The sequence below is a fragment of the Marmoricola sp. Leaf446 genome (genome assembly GCF_001424755.1).
In the GTDB taxonomy this organism is placed as follows: domain Bacteria; phylum Actinomycetota; class Actinomycetes; order Propionibacteriales; family Nocardioidaceae; genus Marmoricola.
The window spans coordinates 107,263-129,428 of sequence record NZ_LMRF01000003.1; the positions used below are offsets into that span (position 1 = coordinate 107,263).

The following is a 22,166-nucleotide window of genomic DNA, read 5'->3' on the forward strand; positions in this document are numbered from 1 at the left end:
GTACGCAGGTTGGACGGGCCGAGGTCGCGAATCGTCACGCGGACGTGACCCAGCTCACACCTGCATGTTCCGTACCGCCCAGGGCACCCCTAGGGTCGTGACGAGGGCGCCGCACACCCGTGCGGCGGAGGAGGACGACGGTGTCCGACGAGGGTGAGGCGACGGCCGACGTCGCCGCGGCCACGCAGCAGGCGCTCGCCCGGCGCGCCGGGCTCGGCGACCGGGTGGCCTACGAGGAGCTGTTCCGGCGGCTGTTCCCCTCGACCTACCGGTTCGCGCTGCGCATGCTCGACCACGAGGCCGCCCTGGCCGACGACGCCGTCCAGGAGGCCTGGGTCAAGGCGTGGCGCGGGCTCCCGGACTTCCGCGGCACCTCGAGCTTCTCCACCTGGTTGTTCTCGATCGTCTCCCGCGAGGCCCTGGAGGTACGCCGCCGCCGCCGGCCGGTCGCGGTGAACAGCGAGATCCTCGAGCCGATCATCGACCGCTCCACCCACCGCGCCGCCGCCTCGCAGGACCCGGCCCAGTCGGTGCTGGCCGCCGAGCTGTGGGAGACGCTCAACCTCGCCCTGCTCGAACTACCGTGGCGACAGCGGGCCAGCTGGCTGCTGCGCGAGCTCGAGGGGTTCTCCTACGACGAGATCGCGCGGGTACTGGACACCACCCCCGGGGTCGTCCGCGGCCAGCTGCACCGGGCCCGACGAACCCTCGCGATCAGGATGGAGCAGTGGCGATGAGCGCCTCACCGCACCACCACGACGGGTCCACCCCCCTCGACCCCGCCGCCGAGGACGTGGCCCCGGTCGGCGCCCGCGCGCTCGACGACGCCACCCGGCTGCTGCGCGACCAACCGCCGCACCCCCGGGCGGTGGAGATCGCCGACCAGGTGCTCCAGCGGTCGCTGCGCACCCCCCGCCCCGCGGAGCTGGTGCGGGGCCGCGGCACGATGTCGTTCCTGCGGGTCTCCTCGCTGGTGCTGGTCGAGCGGCTGCGCGAGCACGTCGACTCCCACCTCGACGGCGGCGCCGTCGGCCGGGTGCTGCTCGACGTCGAGCGCGACGGCCGGCTCGACGCGGTGACGATCGAGCTGCTGGTGCGCTACGGCTCCGACATCCTCGTCCTCGGCGACCGGACCCGCCGGCTCGCGGCCGAGGCGCTCACCCAGACGCTGGGGGCCGCGGCCGACGGCACCGAGCCGGTCACGATGGCGGTCAGCCACGTGCACGTCAGCGACGTCACGGTGGGCGACCCCCACCTGGTGGACCCCAGCGACGAGTAGGCCCGCTCGTTAGGCTGGTGCGATGCCGACCCTCGAGCTGACCGGTGAGAACTTCGAGTCCAGCGTCGCGGAGCACGACGTGCTCTTCGTCGACTTCTGGGCGAGCTGGTGCGGCCCGTGCCGCCAGTTCGCCCCCACCTACGAGGCCGCGTCCGAGGCCCATCCCGACCTCGCGTTCGGCTCGGTGAACACCGAGGAGCAGCACGCGCTCGCGGCTGCCGCGCAGGTGACCTCGATCCCGACGCTGATGGCGTTCCGCGAGGGCATCCTGGTCTTCTCCCAGCCCGGCGCGCTGCCGCCCGCCGCGCTCGACCAGCTGATCGCCGCGGTGCGCGACCTCGACATGGACGACGTGCGTCGCCAGCTCGCCTCGCAGCAGGGCGAGCAGTCCGAGCAGCAGTCCGGCCAGCAGGGCTAGGCCCGTGGACGCCGCCGACTGGGACGCGAGGTACGCCGCGGCGCCGCTCGTGTGGTCCGCCGGACCCAACGCCTTCGTCGAGCGCGACCTCGCCCACCTGCCACCCGGCAGGGCCCTCGACCTGGCCTGCGGGGAGGGCCGCAACGCCCGGTGGCTGGCCTCCCTCGGCTGGCACGTGACCGCCCTCGACTGGTCGCCGGTGGCGGTCGGGAAGGGCCGACGCCTGGCCGAGGAGCACGACCCGCCCCTCGACGTCGAGTGGGTGGTGGGCGACGTGCTCACCGCACCGTTGCCCGCCCCGCTCGACCTCGTGGTGGTGGCCTACCTCCACCTGCCGGAGGCCGAGCGGCGTACGGCGCTGCGCCGGGCGTGGGACGCGCTCGTCCCCGGCGGCACCTTCCACCTCGTGGGTCACGACACCACCAACCTGACCGAGGGCACCGGCGGGCCGCAGGACCCCGCGGTGCTGTGCAGCGCCGCCGACGTGCTCGACGACCTCGCGGACGCCGAGGTCGAGGTCGTCCACGCCGACCGGGTGACGCGCACGGTCGCGGCGCCCGACGGGCACGGCGACGCCGGCACGGCGTACGACGCCCTGGTGCACCTGCGCCGCCGCTGACCCTCAGGCGGTCCCGAAGAAGTCCGAGAGCGCGGGCACCCGCCGCAGCACGAACCGGTCCAGCAGCAGCACGACCACGAGGCTGACGCCGAAGACCGGCAGGAACGCCGCCAGCGCCACCAGACCGACCGCGAGCACCGGCGAGCTGCGCACCGGGAGCCGGCCGCGGGGGGCGCCCATCCGGGGGCCCGAGGGCCGCCGTCGCCACCACATCAGCGGCCCGGTCACGCACAGCGCGACCACGCCCACGCAGAACGCCGCGGCGAGCGCCATCGTCCAGCCGCCGAGGCTGCGGCCCTCGTGGACGCCGATCCCCTGGGAGACGACCTTCGCGAGCAGCGGGTAGTCGTCGTAGCCGTACGTCGACCGCACCTCGCCGTCGTAGCGGTCGACGTGCACCGTCCGCTCGTCGCTGGGCGCGTCGAAGGCGTAGCCGATCACCGAGAACGTGCCGTCCTCCCCCGACGGCAGCGCAACGGTCATCGGGTGGCGCAAGCCCTCGCCGTCGGCCACCTCGATCGCGGTGTCGACGTTGGCGACCGCCACGGTCCCGTCCTCGTGGGCCCCCGAACGCGGGACCTCGCTCGCCCCCATCCCCCACGGCACCTCGGCGTGGCTGTGCGGCAGCGACTCGTCCAGCGTCGAGAGCGGCGCGGACTCGGCCCCGTGGTCGAGGCTCCACATCGAGGACCCGGTGGTGGTGGCCAGCTGCTGCACGGTGGCGCCCCACACGCCGGTCCAGGGCAGGCCGGTGACGACCATGAGCAGCAGCCCGACGCCGACGACCGAGCCGAGCACGCCGTGGCGGGCCCGCAGCCGGGCGCCGCGCCTGCCGGCCCGGGCCCGACGCCTGCGGGCGGCACGGCCGCGCACGAACAGGTAGTAGCCGGTCAGCGACATCACGATCGCCCAGCAGGTGCCGAGCTCCATCACGAGGTCACCGGGGCGGCCCGACATCAGGTCGGCGTGCAGCCGGATCGCGTAGCCGCTGAGCGTGGTGTCGGGGTCGCGGTCGCCCAGCACCTCGGCCGTCCAGGGGTCGACGAAGACGTCGCGGCCCTCGCCGTCGGGCATCGTCACCGAGACGACGGTGCTGCGGCCCGCATCGCGCGGCTCGGCCAGCGACACCGGCTCGGCGCCGGGGTAGGCCTCCTCGACGGCGCGCAGCTGCCCGGCGTACGGCTGGGCTATGTCGGTGCCGGCCGGCCGCTCGACCTGCATCAGCGACGGGTTGAGCACCGGCTCGAGCTGGAACCGGAACAGGTAGATCAACCCGGTGACCGAGAGCACGAGCATCACGGGGACGACGACGAACGAGGCGTAGAAGTGCCAGCGCCAGAAGGCGCGGAACAGCCCGCCCGAGGACCGGGCTCGACGGGCGGGGCGGCGGGTGCGTGCGGGTGGTGCGGTGGGACGGGTCTCGACGGACACTGGTGTGCTCCTGGCGTGCGGAGGGGACGCGCAGCAGCCGCCGGCCCGGTCGGTCTCGAGCGGGCGGCGGTGGGGCGCGGAAGGCCTGGGGGTCAGGCGGCCAGGGGTGGCCCGCGGCGGGGGACGCGGCGGGCGTGGAGCTCGGCGAAGCGGGGTGGCGGGTCGGGCAGCGCCACGGTGCGGCGTACGTCGCAGAGCCGGCTGCGCAGCACGGCGAGCAGCGCCCGCGCCCGCGCCCGCGCGGCCAGCAGCACCACGGCGACCGGGCGCGCCCACGCGCGGGCGGTGAGGGCGAGGAGCTGCCACAGCGCCCGCTCCCCGCGGGCCAGCCACCAGCCGCACGCAGCCGCGGCGAGCACGTGGGCCAGCGCCATCACAGGGTGGTCGACGACGTCGGTCACGGCGTGCAGCAGCGGTGCGGGCAGGGTCAGCGGGTCACCGGAGCCGGTCGGCGTCGCGTCGTACGCCACGTCGTGGAAGGAGCCGCGGCGCGATCCCGACCCCACCGGGAGGGCCGGGGGTGCCGCCGCGGGCGCCGGTGCCGGCTCGCCGCGGTGGCCGGCGGCGACGGCGAGCGCGGTGTGCACCACGCCCTGGCCGGCCGCGAGCAGCAGCACCACCCGCAGCGTCGAGGCGGGTCGGCGCAGCAGCGGCGCGACGGCGAGCGCGCCCAGGAGCACCAGCAGCCCGAGCAGGACCGGGCCCGGCAGCAGGCCGTCGGCCTGGACGTGGGCGACGCCGCCGACGGCGAAGGCCACCACCGACAACGCGAGCGCCCGCCCCCACAGCACCACGCCGGTGGCGCGGGCGGTCGGGACGTGGCTCATCGGTCGGAGGGGGCGGAGCGGCTCAGTCGGTGGTGCGGTCGCGCGGGTCGGCGCCGGGGCGCTGCCGCTGCGGGGTCCGCTGGGCCTCGACCCAGGCCTGGCGGGCGGCCTCGCGCTCCTCGGCCTCGGCCGCCGCGGCCGCCTGGGCGTCCGCGCCGAACTTGCCGGCCGCGGTGTTCTCGCGGATCTTGCGCAGGTGACGGGTCAGGCTGACGCACAGCACCGCCGTCGCCAGGCACAGCGCCACGAAGACCCAGAAGGCCAGCCAGCCGGCCTTGACGTCCTCGGGCTCGGGCACGGGGTCCGCGGCGGGGAGCAGCAAGAGCGCGTGGACGAGGAGGGCGGTCATGCCTCCAGTGTCGCAACCGGTTCCACACCCGGTCGAGGCGGCCCGCAGGACGCCGACCGGCCCGGGTCAGTCCAGGTCGTCGCGGCCGCGGACGCCGGCGAACAGGTCGTCCTCGGGCAGCGGCGACTCGACGCGGGAGACGACCAGCTCGAACTCCTCGGTAGGCCACACCCGCTGCTGCAGCGCGAGCGGCGCCTTGAAGAAGAAGCCGTCGGGGTCGATCTGGGTGGCGTGGGCGATCAGGGCCCGGTCGCGGACCTCGAAGTACTCCCCGCACGGCACCCGGGTCGTGATCCGGGCGTCGTGGGCGGGGTCGGGCTTCCACTCCTGGAGCCGCTCGGCGAACGGCGACTCCAGGCCCTCGGCCTCCATCGCCTCGTGGATCGCGACGGAGCGGGGCCGGTTGAAGCCGTGCTGGTAGTAGAGCTTGAACGGCTTCCAGGGCTCCCCCGCGTCGGGGAAGCGGTCGGGGTCGCCGGCCGCCTCGAAGGCGACCATGGAGACCTGGTGGCACATGATGTGGTCGGGGTGCGGGTAGCCGCCGTTCTCGTCGTACGTCGTCACGACGTGGGGGCGCACCGACCGGATCAGCCGGACCAGCGGCTCGGCCGCCTCCTCGGGGTCGACCAGCCCGAAGCAGCCCTCGGGCAGCGGCGGCTTGGGGTCGCCCTCGGGCCAGCCGGAGTCGACGTAGCCCAGCCAGTGCTGGGTGACGCCGAGGATCTCGCGGGCGGCCTCCATCTCGGCGCGACGGATCTCGGTGATGTTGGCCAGGACGTCGGGACGCTCCATCTTGGGGTTGAGGATCGAGCCCCGCTCCCCGCCCGTGCAGGTCACGACGTGCACGTCGACGCCCTCGTGGACGTACTTCACCGTGGAGGCAGCACCCTTGCTCGACTCGTCGTCGGGGTGGGCGTGCACGTGCATGAGCCGCAGCATGCGCCCATCCTAGGGACGGGCCGGCCTGGGAGGATGGGGTGGTGACCAGCTCGAGCAGCCCCGACCGGGTCGACCTCGCCGACCGCTACGGCCGCGGCGACGCCGCCCGCCGTCGCCGCGTCGTCGTCGCCGTCTCCGGGCTCGTCGGCGTGGTCGCGCTCGCGTGGCTGGGGTGGGTGGCGCTGGACTCCAGCAGCCCGGACGTGCAGTCGCGGCTCACGGCGTACGACGTGGTCGACGGCCGCACCGCGCAGGCCACCGTGACCGTCACCCTCGCCGACCCTGAGGTGCGCGCCAGCTGCCTGGTGCGCGCCGTGGCGGTCGACAGCAGTCCCGTCGGCGAGCGCAGCTTCACCGTCACCGGGGTCGAGGTGCCCTCGCGGGTCGTGGTCGACGTGCGCACCGAGCGGCGCGCCGACACCGTGCGGCTGATCGGCTGCACCACCCCCGACCAGTCGCGTCCCCGCTGACCCCGGGGCGGCCGCCGAGCGGTCGCGGGGCCGTCGCCGGGCCGGTCGCCGGGCCGGTCGCCGGGCCGCGAGACGAGGATTTCGGCTCCGGGACGCCTGCGTTGCTAGCATCGCCTACTTGCCCGCACGACCCCCGACCCACCGAAGGAGCACCCGATGAGCGAGCAGACCTCCGGCGCCGTCTGGCTGACGCAGGCCAAGTACGACCAGCTGAAGGCCGAGCTCGAGGAGCTGCGCGGGCCGACGCGCTCCGACATCGTCAAGCGCGTCAGCGACGCCCGCGACGAGGGTGACCTGAAGGAGAACGCCGGCTACCACGCCGCGCGCGACGAGCTCGGCAAGATCGACGGCCGGATCCAGCAGCTCACCGACATGCTCGAGAAGGCCGAGGTCGGCGAGACCCCGGCCGACGACGGCGTCGTCGAGCCCGGCATGAAGGTGACCGTCAACCTCGTCGGCCTCGACTTCGAGGAGACCTTCCTCTTCGGCGCCCGCGAGATGGCGGGCGACGACATCAAGGTCTACTCGCCGCAGTCGCCCCTCGGCCAGGCCATCCACGGCTCCCGCCGCGGCGACACCGTGACCTACACCCTGCCCAACGGCAAGGAGCAGAAGGCCGAGATCGTCGAGGCGGTCCCCTACTCCGGCTGACCCGCTCCCGGCGTACGTCGCTGCGGCCCACGGGCGGGTAGTCCGAGACGAAAAGCACCTCCGGGGGCTCCCCGGCGGTGCTCTCGTCTCGGACTACCTCGTGCTGGCCTCAGTCGCGGACGGCGTACCCGTGGTCGCGGAGCCGGGCGAGCACGGACTCCGCGTGGGGGGCGCCGCGCGTCTCGAGCTGGAGCCGCACCTCCACCTCGCCGATGTGCAGCGCCCCGGAGGTGCGCTCGTGGGCGACCTCGAGCACGTTGGCGCCCGAGCCGGCGAGGTCGGCCAGCAGCGTGGCCAGGCCGCCCGGCCGGTCGGGGATGACGCAGCGGATGTTGAGGTAGCGACCGCCCGCCGCCATGCCGTGGCGGATCAGGTTGCCGAGGAGCAGCGGGTCGACGTTGCCGCCCGAGAGCACGGCCACCATCGGCGTCTCGAAGGCCTGCGGCGCGTCCAGCACGGCGGCCACCGCGGCGGCGCCGGACGGCTCGACCACCATCTTGGCCCGCTCGAGCAGCAGCACCAGCGCGCGGGAGAGCGAGTCCTCGGAGACGGTGACGACCTCGTCGACGCAGCGCTGGATCGCCTCGAAGGGCAGGTCGCCGGGCTTCGCGACGGCGATGCCGTCGGCCATCGTCGCCATCCGCTCCAGCGCGACGGGCGCGCCGGTGCGCAACGACTCGGGGTACGCCGCGGCCTCGGCCGCCTGCACCCCCACCACGCGTACGTCGGGCCGGGCGGCCTTGATCGCCAGCGCCATCCCCGCCAGGAGGCCGCCGCCGCCCGTCGGGATCAGCACGGTGCGAACCTCCGGCGCCTGCTCGAGCACCTCGAGCCCGCAGGTGCCCTGCCCGGTCACGATGTCGGCGTGGTCGAAGGGGTGGATGAACACCGCCCCGGTCTCGTCGGAGAACTCCTGGGCCCGCACCAGCGCCTCGGTCAGCGAGAGGCCGTGGAAGCGCACCTCGGCGCCGTACCCGCGCGTCGCGTTGGCCTTGGGGATCGGGGCGCCGTCGGGCATGAACACGGTCGCCTTGATGCCGAGCAGCTGCGCGGCCAGCGCAACGCCCTGGGCGTGGTTGCCCGCGGAGGCCGCCACGACGCCGCGGGCGCGCTCCTCGGGCGTGAGCCGCGAGAGCCGCAGGTAGGCGCCGCGGATCTTGAACGAGCCGGTGCGCTGGAGGTTCTCGCACTTGAGCAGCACCCGGCCGCCGACGATGGCCTGCAGCCAGCGCGACTCCTCGACGGGGGTGGTCAGGGCGACCTCGCCGACGACGGTGCGGCAGGCCTCGATGTCGGCCAGCGTGACGCTCATGCGGGTTCCCCTCCGGGATGCAGGGCCGCGTCGTCCTCCGCGGCCTCCTGGGCGTCCTCCCCGACGGCGGTGTCACGGGCGAGGTGCTGCACGACGGCGTTGAGCGAGGCCGCGAGCGGCACCGCGATCAGCGCGCCGGCGATGCCGGCCACGAGCACGCCCATCGCGATGGCGACGATGACGCCGAGCGGGTGCACCGAGACGAAGCGGCCCATCAGGAACGGCTGCAGCACGTGCGCCTCGAGCTGCTGCACCGCGATCACCACGCCGAGCATGACCGCCGCGGTCACCGGGCCCTGGGCGACGAGCGCGACGAGGACGGCCACCGCGCCGCTGATGGTGGCGCCGATCATCGGCACGAACGCGCCGAGGAAGACCAGCACCCCGATGGCGCCGACGAACGGCACGCCGAGGACCGCGGCACCGATGGCGATCCCGAGCGCGTCGACGGCCGCGACCAGCACGGTGGCCCGGACGAACTGGGTCAGCGAGGACCAGGCGACGCGGCCCGAGGAGTCGGCCTTGAGCCGGCCGGCCCGCGGGAACAGCCGCACCAGCCAGGTCCAGATCAGCGCGCCGTCGGCGAGGAAGAAGTAGGTCGCGAAGAGCACGATGAAGACGCCGGCCAGCAGGTGCCCGACAGTGGCGCCGAGCTCGCTCAGCGTGGCGTAGGCGTTGTCGCCGAGCGACTGCAGCTGGGCCTGCGACTCCTGCAGCGCGGTGTTGATCTGCGAGTCGGTCACCCCGAGCGGGCCGTCGCGCAGCCAGCTGCGGATCTGCTCGAGGCCGCTGCCGACCTGGGTCGACAGGTCGCTGACGCCCTGCGCGACCTGGTTGCCCACGAAGGTCACCGACAGCGCGACCAGCGCGAGGAGCAGCAGCACCACGATGAGCGCCCCTCCGCCGCGGGGCACGCCGAGCCGCCCGAGCCAGCGGACCACCGGGCTGACCAGCGCGGCGATGAGGAGTGCGATCACGATCGGCAGCACCACGACCATGAAGAACTGCAGCAGGTAGAGGATGATCAGCCCGGCCGCGCAGACGACCACGAAGCGCCAGGCCCAGGCGGCCGCGAGGTCCATGCCGTAGGGCACCTGCGCGCGCTTGAAGTTGCTGGTGCCGGCGGCCACCTCGGGGCGGGTGTCCATGGCGCGACGGGCGGCGCGGACCTCGGCCCACTGGGCGGCGATGCGCTCGCGCAGCTCGAGGCTCTCGGCCTCGCGGCGGGCCCGGGCGTCCTGCTCGGCCGCCTCGTCCGGGACCGCGCCCGGGGCCCCCTCGTCGTCGCGGCCGCGCAGCCGCAACCGGTCCCTCACCCCTCGTGTGACTCCCACGTCGTCAGGCTACGTGCCAGCGCGCCCGCCGCGTCGGCGTGGCTCTCCGCCAGCAGACCGACCGCCGCGAGGACGTAGTGGCGGTCCACGACCACCCGGGGCGACGCCGGCAGCTGCCAGCCCTCGGGCGAGGTGCCGACCAGCCGCGCGAGCACCGCCTCCGCCCGTGCGGGCGGGGCGTGGCGGAGCACCCCGCCGGAGCCGACGAGCAGGCCGACGCGTCGCAGGTCGGTGCCGCTGCGCTCCACGACCCGCCCGTCCGGCCCGGTGACCACGCGGGCGCGGCCGGCGTGGCGGCGGCAGGCCAGGGTGGCCGCGGAGCCGGCCAGCGTCAGGTCGACGGCGGCGTCGTCGGGCCCCTCGGGCAGCAGGTCGGGGCGCTCGGCGCGGCGTACGCCCTGGTCGCGGGGGAAGCCGGGGTCGAGCCCGGCGGCGGTCGCGGCGTCCCACGTCGAGGCCGCGCTCCACCGCATCCCGAGGTCGCCCTCGACGGTGCGGGTGACCGGCGAGCTCGCGACCACCTCGCGCGAGAGCGTCGCCTCCTCGGGATCGAGCTGCACCACCGAGTGCACGTCGGTGGTGGCTCCGCCGACGTCGACGACCACGACGTCCTGGCCGGTGACCGCGGCCAGCACCTCGACCCCGGTCAGCACGAGGTCGGGGGTGGGACCGCGCACGAGGGAGGCGAGGTCGACGCGGGTGCTCAGGCCCTTGCCGCCGATGACGTGGGAGAGGAACACCTCGCGCACGGCGCGGCGGGCGGGGCCGGGGGTGAGCACGCCGATGCGGGGCAGCACGTTGTCGCTGAGGAGGTACGCCGCTCCGCCCGCCGCCAACCGGGCGCCCACCTCCTCGCGGGCCTCCACGTCGCCGGCGACCACGACCGGGCCGTCCCAGCCGGCGGCGGCCAGCGACGCCGCGTCGGCGAGCAGCACCTCGGAGTTGCCTCCGTCGGTGCCGCCGACCAGCAGCACCACGTCGGGCCGGGCCCCGCGCAGCGCGGCCACCCCACGCTCCCCCAGGCCGCCGCTCAGCACGGCCGCGACCTTGCCCCCGCTCGACAGCGCGACGCGGCGGCCGGCCTCGGCGGTCACCAGCTCCTCGGTGCCCACGACGGCGATCCGCAGCCCGCCGCCGGCCGAGGAGCAGGCCAGCAGCGCGGCGTCCGCGGCCCCCGGGTGCCTCGCGGCCAGGGCGGCGCGGCAGGCGTCGACGCCGTCCATCACGTCGGTGGCCAGGGTCGTGGGGTGCGACGCGGTGCCGAGCAGGTCACCCGTGTCGCCGTCGACGAGCGCGGCCTTGGTGAACGTCGACCCCAGGTCGACGCACAGCAGCGGCTCCACCTCAGCCCCGGGCGAGCAGCACGTAGGCGGTCGCGACCAGCAGGCTCACCACCACCGCGAGGCTGAGCAGGTGCGCGGCGGGACCGGAGCCGATCGGCCGCCCCTCGCGCATCGCGCGCTCCACGCTGCGGAACCGCAGGTAGCCGCCCACGGCCGCGATCGCCGAGGTCACCACGAACGCCAGCCCGAGCATCAGCGACAGCGGACCCCGCTCGAGGAAGTGCACCACCGCCACGGCAGCGGCCAGCATCGCGACCGAGGTGCGCTGGTAGGCCAGCAGGGTGCGCTCGTTGGCCAGCGAGAACCGGACGTCCGGCTCCACCGACTCCCGCCCGGCCTCCCGCTCGGCCTCCCGCTCAGCCAAGGGCCCGGTCGAGGTCGGCGAGCAGGTCGTCGGCGGTCTCGATGCCGACGCTGAGCCGGATCAGGTCGGCGGGCACCTCGAGCGCGGTGCCGGCCACGCTGGCGTGCGTCATCCGGCCCGGGTGCTCGATCAGCGACTCGATGCCGCCGAGCGACTCGGCCAGGGTGAACACCTCGGCGCGGCCGCAGGCGTCGAGCGCGGCCTGCTCGCCGGCGGCGACGCGGAAGGACACGATGCCGCCGAAGCGCTTCATCTGCCGGGCCGCGACGGCGTGGCCGGGGTGCTCCTCGAGGCCGGGGTAGATGACCTCCGCGACGCCGGGGTGCCCGGCGAGGAACTCCACCACCCGCTCGGCGTTGTCGCAGTGCCGGTCCATCCGCACGGCCAGCGTCTTCAGGCCGCGCAGCACCAGCCAGGAGTCGAAGGGGCCGGCCACGGCGCCGATCGCGTTCTGGTGGAAGCCGACCTGCTCGGCCAGCTCGAGGTCGCGCACGACGAGGGCGCCGCCGACGACGTCGGAGTGGCCGCCGGCGTACTTCGTCGTGGAGTGCACCACCACGTCGGCGCCCAGCACGAGCGGCTGCTGGAGGTAGGAGGAGGCGAAGGTGTTGTCCACGACCAGCCGCGCGCCGGCCTCGTGGGCGACGCCCGCCAGCGCCTCGATGTCGCCGATGTTGAGCAGCGGGTTGGTGGGCGTCTCGACCCAGACCAGCTTGGTCCGGCCGGGGCGGATGGCGGCACGGATCGCGTCGACGTCGCTGACCGGCGCCGCGTCGTACTCCAGGCCCCAGCGGGTGGCGACCTTGTCGACGAGCCGGAAGGTGCCGCCGTAGGCGTCGTCGGGGATCACCACGTGGTCGCCCGGACCGCACACGGAGTGCAGCAGGGTGTCCTCGGCGGCCAGGCCGGAGGCGAACGCGAACGCCCGCTCCCCCTCCTCCAGCGCGGCGAGGTTGCCCTCGAGCGCGGTGCGGGTGGGGTTGCCGGAGCGGCTGTACTCGTAGCCCCCGCGCAGCCCCCCGACGCCGTCCTGCTTGTAGGTCGAGGTGGCGTAGATCGGCGGGATCACCGCGCCCGTCGCGGCGTCCGGCTCGTAGCCCGCGTGGATCGCCCGCGTCTCGAAGCCGGACTTGGATCGGTGCTGGTCGTGCTGCTCCTGGGTCACCGGCAGCACGCTACTCGCCGGGGAACACCTCGCCGCCCCCTGCCGTTGTGACCACAGGCGCCCACGGGTGCCACCGCAGTCGGAACCGACGAGAGGACCACGATGTTCGGTCGCACCAAGACCACCCTGCCCACCGCCGACGAGGCCCTGCGCGGCCGCGAGGAGCGGTGGTTCCCGCTGTCGGAGAAGCACCGCGCGCTCGACGCCCCGCTGGTGACCGACGAGGTCCCCGAGGGCTACGAGGTGGCGGTCTTCGGGCTCGGCTGCTTCTGGGGCGCCGAGGAGATCTTCTGGCAGGTCCCCGGCGTCTGGTCGACCTCGGTCGGGTACGCCGGCGGGCACACCCCCCACCCGTCGTACGAGGAGGTCTGCAGCGGCCGCACCGGCCACACCGAGGCCGTCCGCGTCGTCTACGACCCCGCGAAGGTCGACTACGCCGAGCTCGTCGCGCAGTTCTACGAGGTCCACGACCCCACGCAGGGGATGCGCCAGGGCAACGACCTCGGCACGCAGTACCGCTCCGCGATCTACGTCTCCACCCCGGAGCAGGAGAAGGTCGCCCGTGAGGTGACCGACCGCTACCAGGCCGAGCTCACCCGCCGCGGCTTCGACGCCATCACCACCGAGATCCGCCCGGCGGCGGAGACGCCGTACTACTACGCCGAGGACCCCCACCAGCAGTACCTGCTGAAGAACCCCTTCGGCTACCGCTGCCATGCCAAGACGGGCGTCCCCGTCCCCCGCTGACCGCGCGGTCGATCGCCACGGAAGATCCGAGTCACCTGGTGGCTCGGATCTTCCGCGTTCCGGGGTCGGCCCTCGCAGGTGGAGCCCGTCGAGACCGGAGGCGGGCTCGACAGGCGACCGGCGACCGGGCTCAGCCGGGGAGGGCGTGGGCGAGCAGGCGTTCGTAGACCGGGAGCGCCGCGTCGTACGCCGCCCGCAGCCGACCGTCCTCGGGACCCGGGGGCGGCGGGGGCGGGCGGAGGTCGCCGAAGCCGGTGCTGCGCGCGGTCGAGGCGTGCCACTCCCCCCACAGCTCCCACTCCGGGCGCATGCCGGGCTCCCAGGTCAGGGCGGAGGCGTCGTAGGCCACGCCCATCCGCTGGCACCAGTCCTCGACCACAGCGGCGGGGTCGGCGCAGAGCCGGTCGGCGTCGACCACGACGAGCGGCTGGCCGAGCTCCTCGACGAGGTCGGCGGCGCGGTCGAGGTGGGCCCAGCCGGTCTCCTCGTCGGTGAAGTCGGGCCACTTGCGGGCCATCGAGGTCAGCGTCGCAGCCGGGTCGCGCACCAGGAAGGTGTTGCGGAACCGGGCCAGGAAGTCGCGGTCGAGCAGCTCGGTGGCCTGGTAGGCCATGTCCTTGACGAACACCGGCCGCTCCTCGGCGGCCGCCTCGATCTCTGCCAGCACCTGCTCCGCCGAGCTGTCCGGGATGGTCTCGTCGTAGCGCTGCGATCGCCGGTCGGGGCCGAAGTAGTAGGCCCGCGAGAACGGCTCGTCGAGGACGGTGTGGTCGCCGCGCTCGCTCACCATCCGCTCGAAGGAGGTCGACACCGAGCGGGGCACGCTCCACAGGACGGTGATCGGGTGGCTCACGCGACCTAGCCTGCCGGGTCCGCGCCGCCCGCCGGCCCGGGGTCCGCATCGTGGCGGGGGCGGCCGCCACCGAAGGCGTCGGAGACCTCGCGGCCGGCGAGCACCCGGTACGGCGCGGCGTACGACGCCGCCCGCCGGCGCAGCGCGTCGCCGAGCGACCCGTCGGGCCCGGCCACGAGCAGCACGTTGCCGCCGCGACGGCCCTTGAGCGTGGCCGGCTCGGCGCCCAGCACGACGTGGTCGACCAGCGGGGAGACGGCGGCGACGACGTCGCGCACCAGTGCGAACGGTGCCGCGTCGCTGAGGTTGGCCACCAGGGTCCCGGTGGGGGCGAGCACCTCGCGCACGACGGCCAGCGCCTCCTCGGTGACGAGGTCGGCGGGCACCGCGCCGGCGTCGTAGGCGTCGACCAGCACGAGGTCGGCCCCCGCGCCGCGCAGCGCCTCCAGACCGGGACGGCCCGCGACCGGACGCACGCGCACGCCGCTGCGGCGCGGCAGCGGCAGCTCCTCGCGCACCCGGGCGGTCAGCGCCTCGTCGGGCTCGAGCACGACCTGCCACGAGCGGGGCCGCGTGGCCGCGACGTAGCGCGGCAGGGTCAGCCCGGCGCCGCCGACGTGGACGACGCGCAGCGGCTCGCCGGGGACGGCGGCCGCGTCGACGACGTCGCCGGTGCGGCGGACGTAGTCGAAGGCCAGCCGGGTCGGGTCGAGCAGGTCGACGACCGACTGGTCGCGACCGTCGAGCCGGACGAGCCAGGAGCCCGTCCGGTCAGCCTCGACGATCTCGGGATCGGGCATCCGGGGCGGCTCAGCCCTCGACGAGGCGGCCCGCCGTACGACGCCCGCCCCACCGGTCGATCTCACCGGCGAGGTCGAGCCGCTCGGTGGTGGCCGAGTGCTCGAAGTCGCCCCAGTCGGCGCGCGGGAGCATCCACATCACCTCGAACTCGTTGCCGTCGGGGTCGACGCCGTAGATGCTCTTGGTCGCGCCGTGGCTGGACTCGCCGGTGTAGGCGTCGAGTCCGGCGAGGGTCATGCGGGCCGCCTCGAGGTCCTCGACGGTGTCGACCTGCCAGGCGAGGTGGTAGAGCCCCACCGTCCCGGGCTGCCGGGCCGGGGCGTGGGCCCCGATCCCGAACAGACCCAGGTCGTGGTGGTTCTCCGAGCGCGGCATCCGCAGGAAGGCGGCGTTCGCACGGGGCTCCCGCGCGACCACCTCCACCCCGAAGGCCGCGGTGTAGAAGGCCAGCGCGCGCTCGAGGTCGGAGACGAAGAGCACCGCGTGGTTCAGGCGTACGACGGGCACGGTCATCTCGTGGCTCCTACGGGCTGGTCGTGGGGTGGGGTCGGTCAGGCGGACTTGATGGCGGAGACGTCGAACTCGAGCTTGATCTTCTCGCTGACGAGCACGCCGCCGGTCTCGAGCGCGGCGTTCCAGGTCAGGCCCCAGTCCTTGCGGTTGATCGAGGTGGTGCCCTCGAAGCCGATGCGGGTGTTGCCGAAGGGGTCGATCGCGGAGCCGGTGGACTCGAAGTCGATGGCCACGGACTTGGAGACGCCCTTGATCGCGAGGTCGCCGGTCAGGCGCCACACGTCGTCCTCGACGCGCTCGACCTGGGTGGTGGTGAAGGTGATCTCGGGGTTGGCGTCGGCGTCGAAGAAGTCGCCCGAGCGCAGGTGACCGTCACGGTCGGCGGAGCCGGTGTCGATGCTGGCGGTCTTGATGACGAGCTTGGCGCTCGAGGCCGAGGGGTTGGCGGTGTCGACGTGGGCGGTGCCCTCGAACTCGCCGAACGAGCCGCGGACGGTGGTGACCATCGCGTGGCGGGCCGAGAAGCCGATGCGGGTGTGGCTGGCGTCGATGACGTAGTCGCCCGAGATGTCGGACAGGTGGGCGGTGGGGGCGTCGAAGACGGCGGTGGAGGTGGTGCCGGCGTCGGCGGACTTGTCGGAACGGTTGAACAGACCCATGACGAGCTCCTGGAGGTGTGAGGTTGAGACTTCAACTAACAAGGGCGACTCTACACCCAACATTTGAAATGTCAAACGTTGCCGGCCCGCTAGGTTCGCCCCCATGACCTCAGCACCCGCCTCCCCCACCCGCTCGCTGCGCGACCGCACCCTCGTGATGTCCGGCGGCAGCCGCGGCATCGGCCTGGCCATCGCGCTGCGCGCCGCCCGCGACGGCGCCAACGTCGTGCTGCTGGCCAAGACCGGCGAGCCGCACCCCAAGCTCGAGGGCACCGTGCACACCGCCGCCGCCGAGATCGAGGCCGCGGGCGGACGGGCGCTCGCCGTGGTCGGCGACGTCCGCGACGACGCCGACGTGTCCCGCGCGGTGGACGCCGCGGTCGAGCGTTTCGGCGGCATCGACGTGGTGGTCAACAACGCCAGCGCGATCGACCTGAGCGGCACCCGCGAGCTGTCGATGAAGAAGTACGACCTGATGCAGGACATCAACGCCCGCGGCACCTTCCTGCTCTCCAAGACCGCGCTCCCCCACCTCGAGCGCAGCGACCACGCGCACGTGCTGACGCTGTCGCCGCCGCTGGACCTGCGCCCGCAGTGGGCCGGGCAGTACCTCGGCTACACGATGGCCAAGTACGGCATGAGCCTGGTGACCCTCGGCCTGGCCGAGGAGCTGCGCGAGGTCGGCGTGGCGGCCAACTCGTTGTGGCCCCGCACCATGATCGCCACCGCCGCCGTCGCCAACCTGCTCGGCGGCGACGAGGCCGTGGCGGGGTCGCGGACCCCGGAGATGGTGGCCGACGCGGCGTACGCCGTGCTGACGCGTGACCCGCGCACCTGCACCGGCCACTTCTTCATCGACGACGAGGTGCTCGCGGAGGAGGGCGTCACCGACCTCGAGGGCTACCGCGCGGTGCCCGGCGGCGAGGCTCCGCTGCGCGAGGACCTGTTCCTCGACCCGATCTGAGCCGCGGCCGGCTCAGCCGCCGACGCGCTCGCGGGCGCAGGCCAGCTCGGAGGCGAGGTCGAGGCCGTACGTCGGACCGCCGGTCGCGGCGTACTCCTCGACCCGGCCGGCCCCGCGCTCGAGCAGCCGGGCCGCGCCGACCGCGTTGCCGCGGGCGGCGTGGGTGAGCGCGACGCACAGCTGGGCCAGCCCCTGCCACAGCGGCCGCTCGGCCTCCGGCGCGTCCTTCCACCGGGCCTCGAGCACCTCGTGGGCCGAGAACGGGCGCCCCTCCGCGAGCAGCTCGCGGGCCCGGGCGACGGTCTCCAGGGGCGGCAACGGGTCCTCGGGGACGGGCTCGACGCCGGTCTCGCCGTAGGGCAGCGGGCGGCCGAGCGCGTCGCGCGGCCGGGCCTGCCGCGCCCGGCCCTCCGGGTCGCGGTCGCGGCTGCGCTCGCGTCGACGGGCGGCCACGCCGGCGTCGTCGCAGAACCCGCCGCCGCTGCGCTTGAGGCAGAGCAGCCCGAGCAGGGTGCCGTCGTCGTCGACGACCGCCAGCCGCCGTCGCCCGGTCGAGGCCATCGCCTCGACCAGCTGCGCCACGTCGACGTCGGGTGCCGTGGTGCGGCCGTCGAGCCCCCCGACCTCGCGGGCGGGCTGGCCCGCGTGGTCGGCGCGCTCGAGGTCGGTGCGGCCGACGGCGCCCACCAGCCGACCGTCGTCGACGAGCAGCAGCAGGTGGACGTGCGGGTCCTCCAGGGCGAGGTGCGCCGCGCCGACGGTGAGGTCGGCGGGGTGCACCGTGGGACGCGTCAGCATCGCGTCGCGGGCCGTGGTGGGAGGCAGGGCGTGCTCCTCGGTCATGATCGGGTCGGGGTGGGGACTCCGGTCCAGCCTGCCACCCGGTCGAGGACGCGCTCGTCGCCCAGCTCGGCCCGGTGGCTCGGTCGTCGTAGGTAGTGCCGCAGCAGCCGGGCGACCAGCGCCGGGTCGGACAGCAGCTCGCCGGCCGGCAGCGGCACCGGCGCGGTCTCCGAGTACCCACGCAGCTCGAGCGGATCCTCCCCCACGTCGGTGAGGTCGGCCCACGCGAACCTCCCCTGCCCGTCGGTGCCCGCCACGGTCAGTCCCCCCGGGTCGAGGACCAGGCGCGTGCGCCGCCGCCACCCGCGGAGCACCCACAGCGCGCGGAAGAACCGCAGCGCGGTGGCCACGGCCAGCCCCGCCACGCCGAGTGCCGCCCGGTCCGCGCCCGGTGCGTCGGGCAGGGCCAGCAGCGCCCCGACGAGGGCCACGACGAGCACCAGGACCCCCACGAGCTCCTGGGGACGCGCCCAGGGCGACCCGAGCACCTCGACCCCGCCGTCCCGCCGACGCAGCCGCAGCCGGCCCCCGCGCCCGCGCACCGACAGCCGGGCCGCCCCCCAGATCGCCAGGGCCAGGGCGGAGCCGCCGAGCACCCACGACCAGACGGTCAGGACAGCCCCAGGACGGTGCCGTCGTCGGCGAGGTCGATCCGTCCGGCCGCGGGGGTCGCCGGCAGGCCGGGCATCGTCATCATGTCGCCGCACACGACGACCACGAACCCGGCGCCGGCCGAGAGCCGCACCTCGCGCACGTGGAGCTCGTGCCCGCTCGGGGCACCGAGAGCTTTCGGGTCGGTGGAGAAGGAGTACTGCGTCTTGGCCACGCAGACCGGGAGGGCGGCGTACCCGTCGCGCTCGATGCGCTCCAGCCGGCGCCGCGCCTTGGCGTCCCAGGTGACCAGCGAGGCGCCGTACAGCCGGGTGGCCACCGCCTCGACCTTCTCGGTCAGCGACAGCTCGTCGGGGTAGGTGAAGGAGAAGTCGTACGCCGGCGGCTCGGCCAGCAGCCGGAGCACCCCGTCGGCCAGGTCGCGGGCCCCGACGCCGCCGTCGGTGAAGTGCGTGGCCGGGTGGGCCTCGACGCCCTCCGCGGCGCACAGCTCGACCACCTTCGCGACCTCCTCGTCGGTGTCGGTCGGGAACCGGTTGACCGCCACGACGCAGCCGATGCCGTAGACGCCGCGGACGTTGTCGAGGTGACGGCGCAGGTTGACCATGCCGGCCTCGACGGCGGCGAGGTCCTCGGTGCCGAGGTCGGCCAGGGCGACGCCGCCGTGGTACTTCAGCGCCCGCACCGTGGCCACCACGACGGCCACGTCGGGACGCAGGCCGGACTTGCGGCACTTGATGTCGACGAACTTCTCCGCGCCCAGGTCGGCCCCGAAGCCGGCCTCGGTCACCACGACGTCGGCCAGGCGCAGCCCGGCGCGGGTGGCGGCGACCGAGCTGCAGCCGTGGGCGATGTTGGCGAACGGGCCGCCGTGCACGAACGCCGGCGCCCCCTCCAGGGTCTGCACCAGGTTGGGGGCGAGCGCGTCGCGCAGCAGCACCGCCATCGCCCCGTGGGCGTCGAGGTCGCGCGCCGTGACGGGCTGCGAGGAGCGGTCGTAGCCGACCACGATGTCGCCGATGCGGCGCTTGAGGTCGGCCCACGACTCGGTCAGGCAGAAGATCGCCATCAGCTCCGAGGCGACCACGATGTCGAAGCCGTCCTCGCGGGTGAAGCCGTTGGCGTGGCCACCCAGGCCGACGACCACCTCGCGCAGCGCGCGGTCGTTGACGTCGAGCACCCGCTTCCAGGTGATGCTGCGGGTGTCGAGGTCGAGCGCGTTGCCGTGGTGCACGTGGTTGTCGATCAGCGCCGCCAGCAGGTTGTTGGCGGCCGCGATGGCGGCGAAGTCGCCGGTGAAGTGCAGGTTGATGTCGGTCATCGGCACGACCTGGCTCCACCCGCCCCCGGCCGCGCCGCCCTTCATCCCGAACACCGGCCCCATCGAGGGCTCGCGCAGGCAGGCGACCACCCGGTGGCCCAGCCCGTGGAGCGCGTCGGTCAGCCCGACCGTGGTCGTCGTCTTGCCCTCGCCGGGCGGGGTGGGCGAGAGCGCCGTGACGAGCACCAGCCGGCCGAGCGGGCGGTCCTCCAGGGAGGCGAGGTAGCCGAGGTCGACCTTGGCCTTGAAGTGGCCGTACGGCACGAGGTGTCGCTCCTCGATGCCGAGCGTCTCGGCCGCCACCTCACGAATGGGCCGCAGCACCGCCGCGCTGGCGATCTCGATGTCGGAGCGCACGGCTCGTCCCCTCCCGCTCAGGCCTGCTGCTCGGCCTTGAGCAGCCGATGCTCCAGCGCCACCGCAACCCGGGTCGCGGTGGCCGGGGCGAGGCGGACCAGCCGGTCGACGGCCACGGCGTCCTTGCCGACGCGGATCCGCGGGCGGCCCCGCTCGACGCCGTCGACGATGATCGTGGCGGCCTTGTCGGCGGGGAGCTTGAGGAGCTTCTCGGTGTAGGTGCGCTGGCGGGCCTCGTGGGCGGCGGTGACCTCCATGCCGCTCGACCGCGCCCACTCCAGGGCGTTGCTTGAGATGGCCGTCGCCACGCCGCCGGGGTGGACGACGCTGACCTGCACCGGGTGGCCGGCGAGCAGCATCTCGGCGCGCAGCGTCTCGGTGAACCCCCGCACCGCGAACTTCGCCGCGCAGTAGTGCGAGAGGCCCGGTTGGGCGAGGTAGCCGTTGAGGCTGGAGACGTTGACGACGTGGCCGTCGCCGGAGGCCACCAGGTGCGGCAGGAAGACCTGGGTGCCGTGGATGACGCCGTGGAGGTTGACCCGCAGCACCCGCTCGTAGTCGGCCCAGCTGCTCTCGATCACCGGGGCCGTGAAGGCGATCCCGGCGTTGTTGTAGACCTGGTGGACCGTGTCGTGGTGGGCGGCCACGTCCTCGGCGTACGCCTCGACGGCCTCGCGGTCGCCCATGTCGACCACCGCGGTGTGCAGCTCGCCGCGGGTCAGCGAGGCGGTCTCCTTCAGGCCCGCCTCGTCGACGTCGCAGCCCGACACCCGGGCACCGCGCCGATCGAGCTCGAGGACCAGCGCCCGACCGATGCCGGACCCCGCTCCGGTGACGACGACGACCTTGTCCGCGACGCTGCTCCGACTCATGCGGCGACGCTACCCGGCGGCCGGAGTCAGCGGTCGATCATGCGCTGCATCGCCTCGGGGTAGCGCTCGCCCACCACCTGCACGCTGGCCGAGGCCCGGTCGAGCTCGGCGAGGTCGTCGGCGGTCAGCTCGACCCGGGCCGACCCGAGGTTCTCGTCGAGCCGCTCGAGCCGGCGGGTGCCGGGGATCGGCACGATCCAGGGCTGCTGGGCCAGCAGCCAGGCCAGGGCGACCTGGCCGACGGTGGCGCCCTTGCGGTCCGCGACGGCGCGGACGAGGTCGACCAGGGCCAGGTTGGCCTCGAGCGCCTCCCGCTCGAACCGCGGCAGCGTGGTCCGGATGTCGCCATCGCCGAACTGCGTGTCGGCGGTGACCTGACCGGTGAGGAAACCACGGCCCAGCGGGCTGAACGGCACGAAGCCGATCCCGAGCTCGGCCAGGGCGGGCAGGATCTCGGCCTCGGGCTCGCGCCAGAACAGGGAGTACTCGCTCTGCAGCGCCGTGACCGGCTGCACCGCGTGGGCGCGACGGATCGTCCCGACGCCTGCCTCGGACATCCCGAAGTGGCGGACCTTCCCGGCCGCGACCAGCTCGCCGACGGTGCCGGCGACGTCCTCGATGGGGACGTCGGGGTCGACGCGGTGCTGGTAGAGCAGGTCGATGCTGTCGGTCCGGAGCCGGCGCAGCGAGCCCTCGACCGCGGCGCGGATGCCGTCGGGGCGGCTGCTGACCCCGGTCTGCTTCCCGTCCTCGTCGAAGGCGAAGCCGAACTTGGTCGCGATCACGACGTCGTCGCGGACCGGCTGCAGCGCCTCGCCCACGAGCTCCTCGTTGTGGAACGGGCCGTAGACCTCGGCGGTGTCGAAGAACGTGACCCCACGCTCGACCGCGTCGCGCAGGAAGGTGATCATCTCCTCGCGCGGGGGCGGAGTGCCGAAGGACTGGCTCATCCCCATGCAGCCGAGACCGAGCGGGGAGACCTGGAGGCCCGAGGAGCCGAGCGTGCGGGGGTCCATGGTGGTTCCTTTCGTGGAGCGGTGGGGTCAGGACCGGGGTCGTCCGTCAGGCCTCGGGGACGGGGCGTCCGACGCTCTGGTGGAGGGGCCTCCGGGCCCATGCCCTC

Annotated in this window: 26 protein-coding genes; 8 read left to right on the top strand and 18 right to left on the bottom strand. The window is 74.5% G+C overall.

Annotated features, from left to right (window positions below; translation table 11 throughout):
- Positions 1-140: 140 nt before the first annotated feature.
- The 4 genes from ASG49_RS10950 to ASG49_RS10965 are packed head-to-tail and all read left to right on the top strand — an operon-like array spanning position 141 to position 2,316.
- Positions 141-737, top strand: a complete 597-nt coding sequence (locus ASG49_RS10950; protein ID WP_056541623.1) for an RNA polymerase sigma factor — start codon at positions 141-143, stop codon at positions 735-737.
- A complete protein-coding gene (locus ASG49_RS10955; RefSeq protein WP_156384299.1) occupies positions 734-1,279 on the top strand; it encodes a hypothetical protein in 546 nt (181 codons plus the stop codon). The genes ASG49_RS10950 and ASG49_RS10955 overlap by 4 nt, the downstream gene beginning before the upstream one ends.
- A 22-nt stretch (positions 1,280-1,301) precedes the next feature.
- A complete protein-coding gene (locus ASG49_RS10960; protein WP_056541628.1) occupies positions 1,302-1,697 on the top strand; it encodes a co-chaperone YbbN in 396 nt (131 codons plus the stop codon).
- Between the two features lie 4 nt (positions 1,698-1,701).
- Entirely contained in the window at positions 1,702-2,316 is a 615-nt protein-coding gene (locus ASG49_RS10965) for a bifunctional 2-polyprenyl-6-hydroxyphenol methylase/3-demethylubiquinol 3-O-methyltransferase UbiG (RefSeq protein WP_082534046.1), read from the top strand.
- 3 nt (positions 2,317-2,319) lie between these two features.
- Here ASG49_RS10965 and ASG49_RS10970 read toward each other — a convergent pair whose 3' ends face one another.
- From ASG49_RS10970 to mca, 4 genes are all read right to left on the bottom strand, one after another.
- Positions 2,320-3,747, bottom strand: a complete 1,428-nt coding sequence (locus ASG49_RS10970; RefSeq protein ID WP_056541631.1) for a PepSY domain-containing protein — start codon at positions 3,745-3,747, stop codon at positions 2,320-2,322.
- 92 nt (positions 3,748-3,839) lie between these two features.
- Positions 3,840-4,574: a hypothetical protein gene (locus ASG49_RS10975; RefSeq protein ID WP_056541634.1), complete on the bottom strand. Its 735-nt coding sequence runs from the start codon at positions 4,572-4,574 to the stop codon at positions 3,840-3,842.
- A 22-nt stretch (positions 4,575-4,596) separates the two neighbouring features.
- The gene (locus tag ASG49_RS10980) at positions 4,597-4,923 is read right to left on the bottom strand and encodes a hypothetical protein (protein ID WP_056541638.1); all 327 of its coding nucleotides are present in this window, start codon (positions 4,921-4,923) and stop codon (positions 4,597-4,599) included.
- A 66-nt stretch (positions 4,924-4,989) separates the two neighbouring features.
- Positions 4,990-5,862: a mycothiol conjugate amidase Mca gene (gene mca, locus ASG49_RS10985; RefSeq protein WP_056541643.1), complete on the bottom strand. Its 873-nt coding sequence runs from the start codon at positions 5,860-5,862 to the stop codon at positions 4,990-4,992.
- A 41-nt stretch (positions 5,863-5,903) separates the two neighbouring features.
- On the opposite strand from mca, the gene ASG49_RS10990 reads away from it, so the two are divergent.
- Together ASG49_RS10990 and greA are read left to right on the top strand one after the other, a co-directional pair.
- The gene (locus tag ASG49_RS10990; protein WP_056541646.1) at positions 5,904-6,332 is read left to right on the top strand and encodes a DUF4307 domain-containing protein; all 429 of its coding nucleotides are present in this window, start codon (positions 5,904-5,906) and stop codon (positions 6,330-6,332) included.
- 156 nt (positions 6,333-6,488) lie between these two features.
- Positions 6,489-6,983 carry a transcription elongation factor GreA gene (gene greA / locus ASG49_RS10995; RefSeq protein ID WP_056541649.1) on the top strand — a complete coding sequence of 165 codons (495 nt, stop codon included), beginning with the start codon at positions 6,489-6,491 and terminating at the stop codon, positions 6,981-6,983.
- A gap of 109 nt (positions 6,984-7,092) precedes the next feature.
- On the opposite strand, the gene ilvA is transcribed toward greA, so the two are convergent.
- From ilvA to ASG49_RS11020, 5 genes are read right to left on the bottom strand one after another with little or no spacing between them, the layout of a single operon-like run.
- Complete coding sequence (gene ilvA, locus ASG49_RS11000; RefSeq protein WP_056541653.1) at positions 7,093-8,295, bottom strand: threonine ammonia-lyase; 1,203 nt, start codon at positions 8,293-8,295, stop codon at positions 7,093-7,095.
- Positions 8,292-9,629, bottom strand: coding sequence for an AI-2E family transporter (locus ASG49_RS11005; protein WP_235562028.1), 1,338 nt, complete (start codon positions 9,627-9,629; stop codon positions 8,292-8,294). The genes ilvA and ASG49_RS11005 overlap by 4 nt, the downstream gene beginning before the upstream one ends.
- Complete coding sequence (locus ASG49_RS11010) at positions 9,608-10,972, bottom strand: glutamate mutase L (RefSeq protein WP_056541658.1); 1,365 nt, start codon at positions 10,970-10,972, stop codon at positions 9,608-9,610. The genes ASG49_RS11005 and ASG49_RS11010 overlap by 22 nt, the downstream gene beginning before the upstream one ends.
- Position 10,973: 1 nt before the next feature.
- Positions 10,974-11,336: a YidH family protein gene (locus tag ASG49_RS11015; RefSeq protein WP_056541661.1), complete on the bottom strand. Its 363-nt coding sequence runs from the start codon at positions 11,334-11,336 to the stop codon at positions 10,974-10,976.
- Complete coding sequence (locus ASG49_RS11020; protein WP_056542015.1) at positions 11,329-12,501, bottom strand: cystathionine gamma-synthase; 1,173 nt, start codon at positions 12,499-12,501, stop codon at positions 11,329-11,331. The genes ASG49_RS11015 and ASG49_RS11020 overlap by 8 nt, the downstream gene beginning before the upstream one ends.
- Positions 12,502-12,603: 102 nt before the next feature.
- Here ASG49_RS11020 and msrA point away from each other — a divergent pair, with 102 nt between their 5' ends.
- Positions 12,604-13,248, top strand: coding sequence for a peptide-methionine (S)-S-oxide reductase MsrA (gene msrA, locus ASG49_RS11025; protein ID WP_056541664.1), 645 nt, complete (start codon positions 12,604-12,606; stop codon positions 13,246-13,248).
- Positions 13,249-13,378: 130 nt separating this feature from the next.
- Here msrA and ASG49_RS11030 read toward each other — a convergent pair whose 3' ends face one another.
- The 4 genes from ASG49_RS11030 to ASG49_RS11045 are packed head-to-tail and all read right to left on the bottom strand — an operon-like array spanning position 13,379 to position 16,074.
- Complete coding sequence (locus ASG49_RS11030) at positions 13,379-14,101, bottom strand: sulfotransferase family protein (RefSeq protein ID WP_056541667.1); 723 nt, start codon at positions 14,099-14,101, stop codon at positions 13,379-13,381.
- A gap of 5 nt (positions 14,102-14,106) precedes the next feature.
- Positions 14,107-14,901 carry a spermidine synthase gene (locus ASG49_RS11035; RefSeq protein ID WP_056541671.1) on the bottom strand — a complete coding sequence of 265 codons (795 nt, stop codon included), beginning with the start codon at positions 14,899-14,901 and terminating at the stop codon, positions 14,107-14,109.
- 10 nt (positions 14,902-14,911) lie between these two features.
- On the bottom strand, positions 14,912-15,415 hold the full coding sequence (locus tag ASG49_RS11040; protein ID WP_056541674.1) for a VOC family protein: 504 nt from the start codon (positions 15,413-15,415) through the stop codon (positions 14,912-14,914).
- A 38-nt stretch (positions 15,416-15,453) separates the two neighbouring features.
- Entirely contained in the window at positions 15,454-16,074 is a 621-nt protein-coding gene (locus ASG49_RS11045; RefSeq protein WP_056541678.1) for a YceI family protein, read from the bottom strand.
- A gap of 103 nt (positions 16,075-16,177) precedes the next feature.
- Here ASG49_RS11045 and ASG49_RS11050 point away from each other — a divergent pair, with 103 nt between their 5' ends.
- Positions 16,178-17,038: an NAD(P)-dependent oxidoreductase gene (locus tag ASG49_RS11050; protein WP_056541680.1), complete on the top strand. Its 861-nt coding sequence runs from the start codon at positions 16,178-16,180 to the stop codon at positions 17,036-17,038.
- Positions 17,039-17,050: 12 nt separating this feature from the next.
- Here the strand turns inward: ASG49_RS11050 and ASG49_RS11055 are convergent, their stop codons facing one another.
- Genes ASG49_RS11055 through ASG49_RS11075 form a run of 5 tightly spaced genes read right to left on the bottom strand, consistent with a single transcriptional unit; the run spans position 17,051 to position 22,059 of the window.
- A complete protein-coding gene (locus ASG49_RS11055) occupies positions 17,051-17,881 on the bottom strand; it encodes a DUF309 domain-containing protein (RefSeq protein WP_235562029.1) in 831 nt (276 codons plus the stop codon).
- Positions 17,878-18,477 carry a PH domain-containing protein gene (locus ASG49_RS11060; protein WP_056541684.1) on the bottom strand — a complete coding sequence of 200 codons (600 nt, stop codon included), beginning with the start codon at positions 18,475-18,477 and terminating at the stop codon, positions 17,878-17,880. Before ASG49_RS11060 ends, ASG49_RS11055 begins: the two co-directional genes overlap by 4 nt.
- Before the next feature lie 14 nt (positions 18,478-18,491).
- Complete coding sequence (locus ASG49_RS11065; protein ID WP_056541687.1) at positions 18,492-20,171, bottom strand: formate--tetrahydrofolate ligase; 1,680 nt, start codon at positions 20,169-20,171, stop codon at positions 18,492-18,494.
- A 17-nt stretch (positions 20,172-20,188) separates the two neighbouring features.
- Positions 20,189-21,043, bottom strand: coding sequence for an SDR family oxidoreductase (locus ASG49_RS11070; protein WP_056541690.1), 855 nt, complete (start codon positions 21,041-21,043; stop codon positions 20,189-20,191).
- Positions 21,044-21,069: 26 nt separating this feature from the next.
- A complete protein-coding gene (locus ASG49_RS11075) occupies positions 21,070-22,059 on the bottom strand; it encodes an aldo/keto reductase (protein ID WP_056541695.1) in 990 nt (329 codons plus the stop codon).
- Positions 22,060-22,166 lie beyond the last annotated feature (107 nt).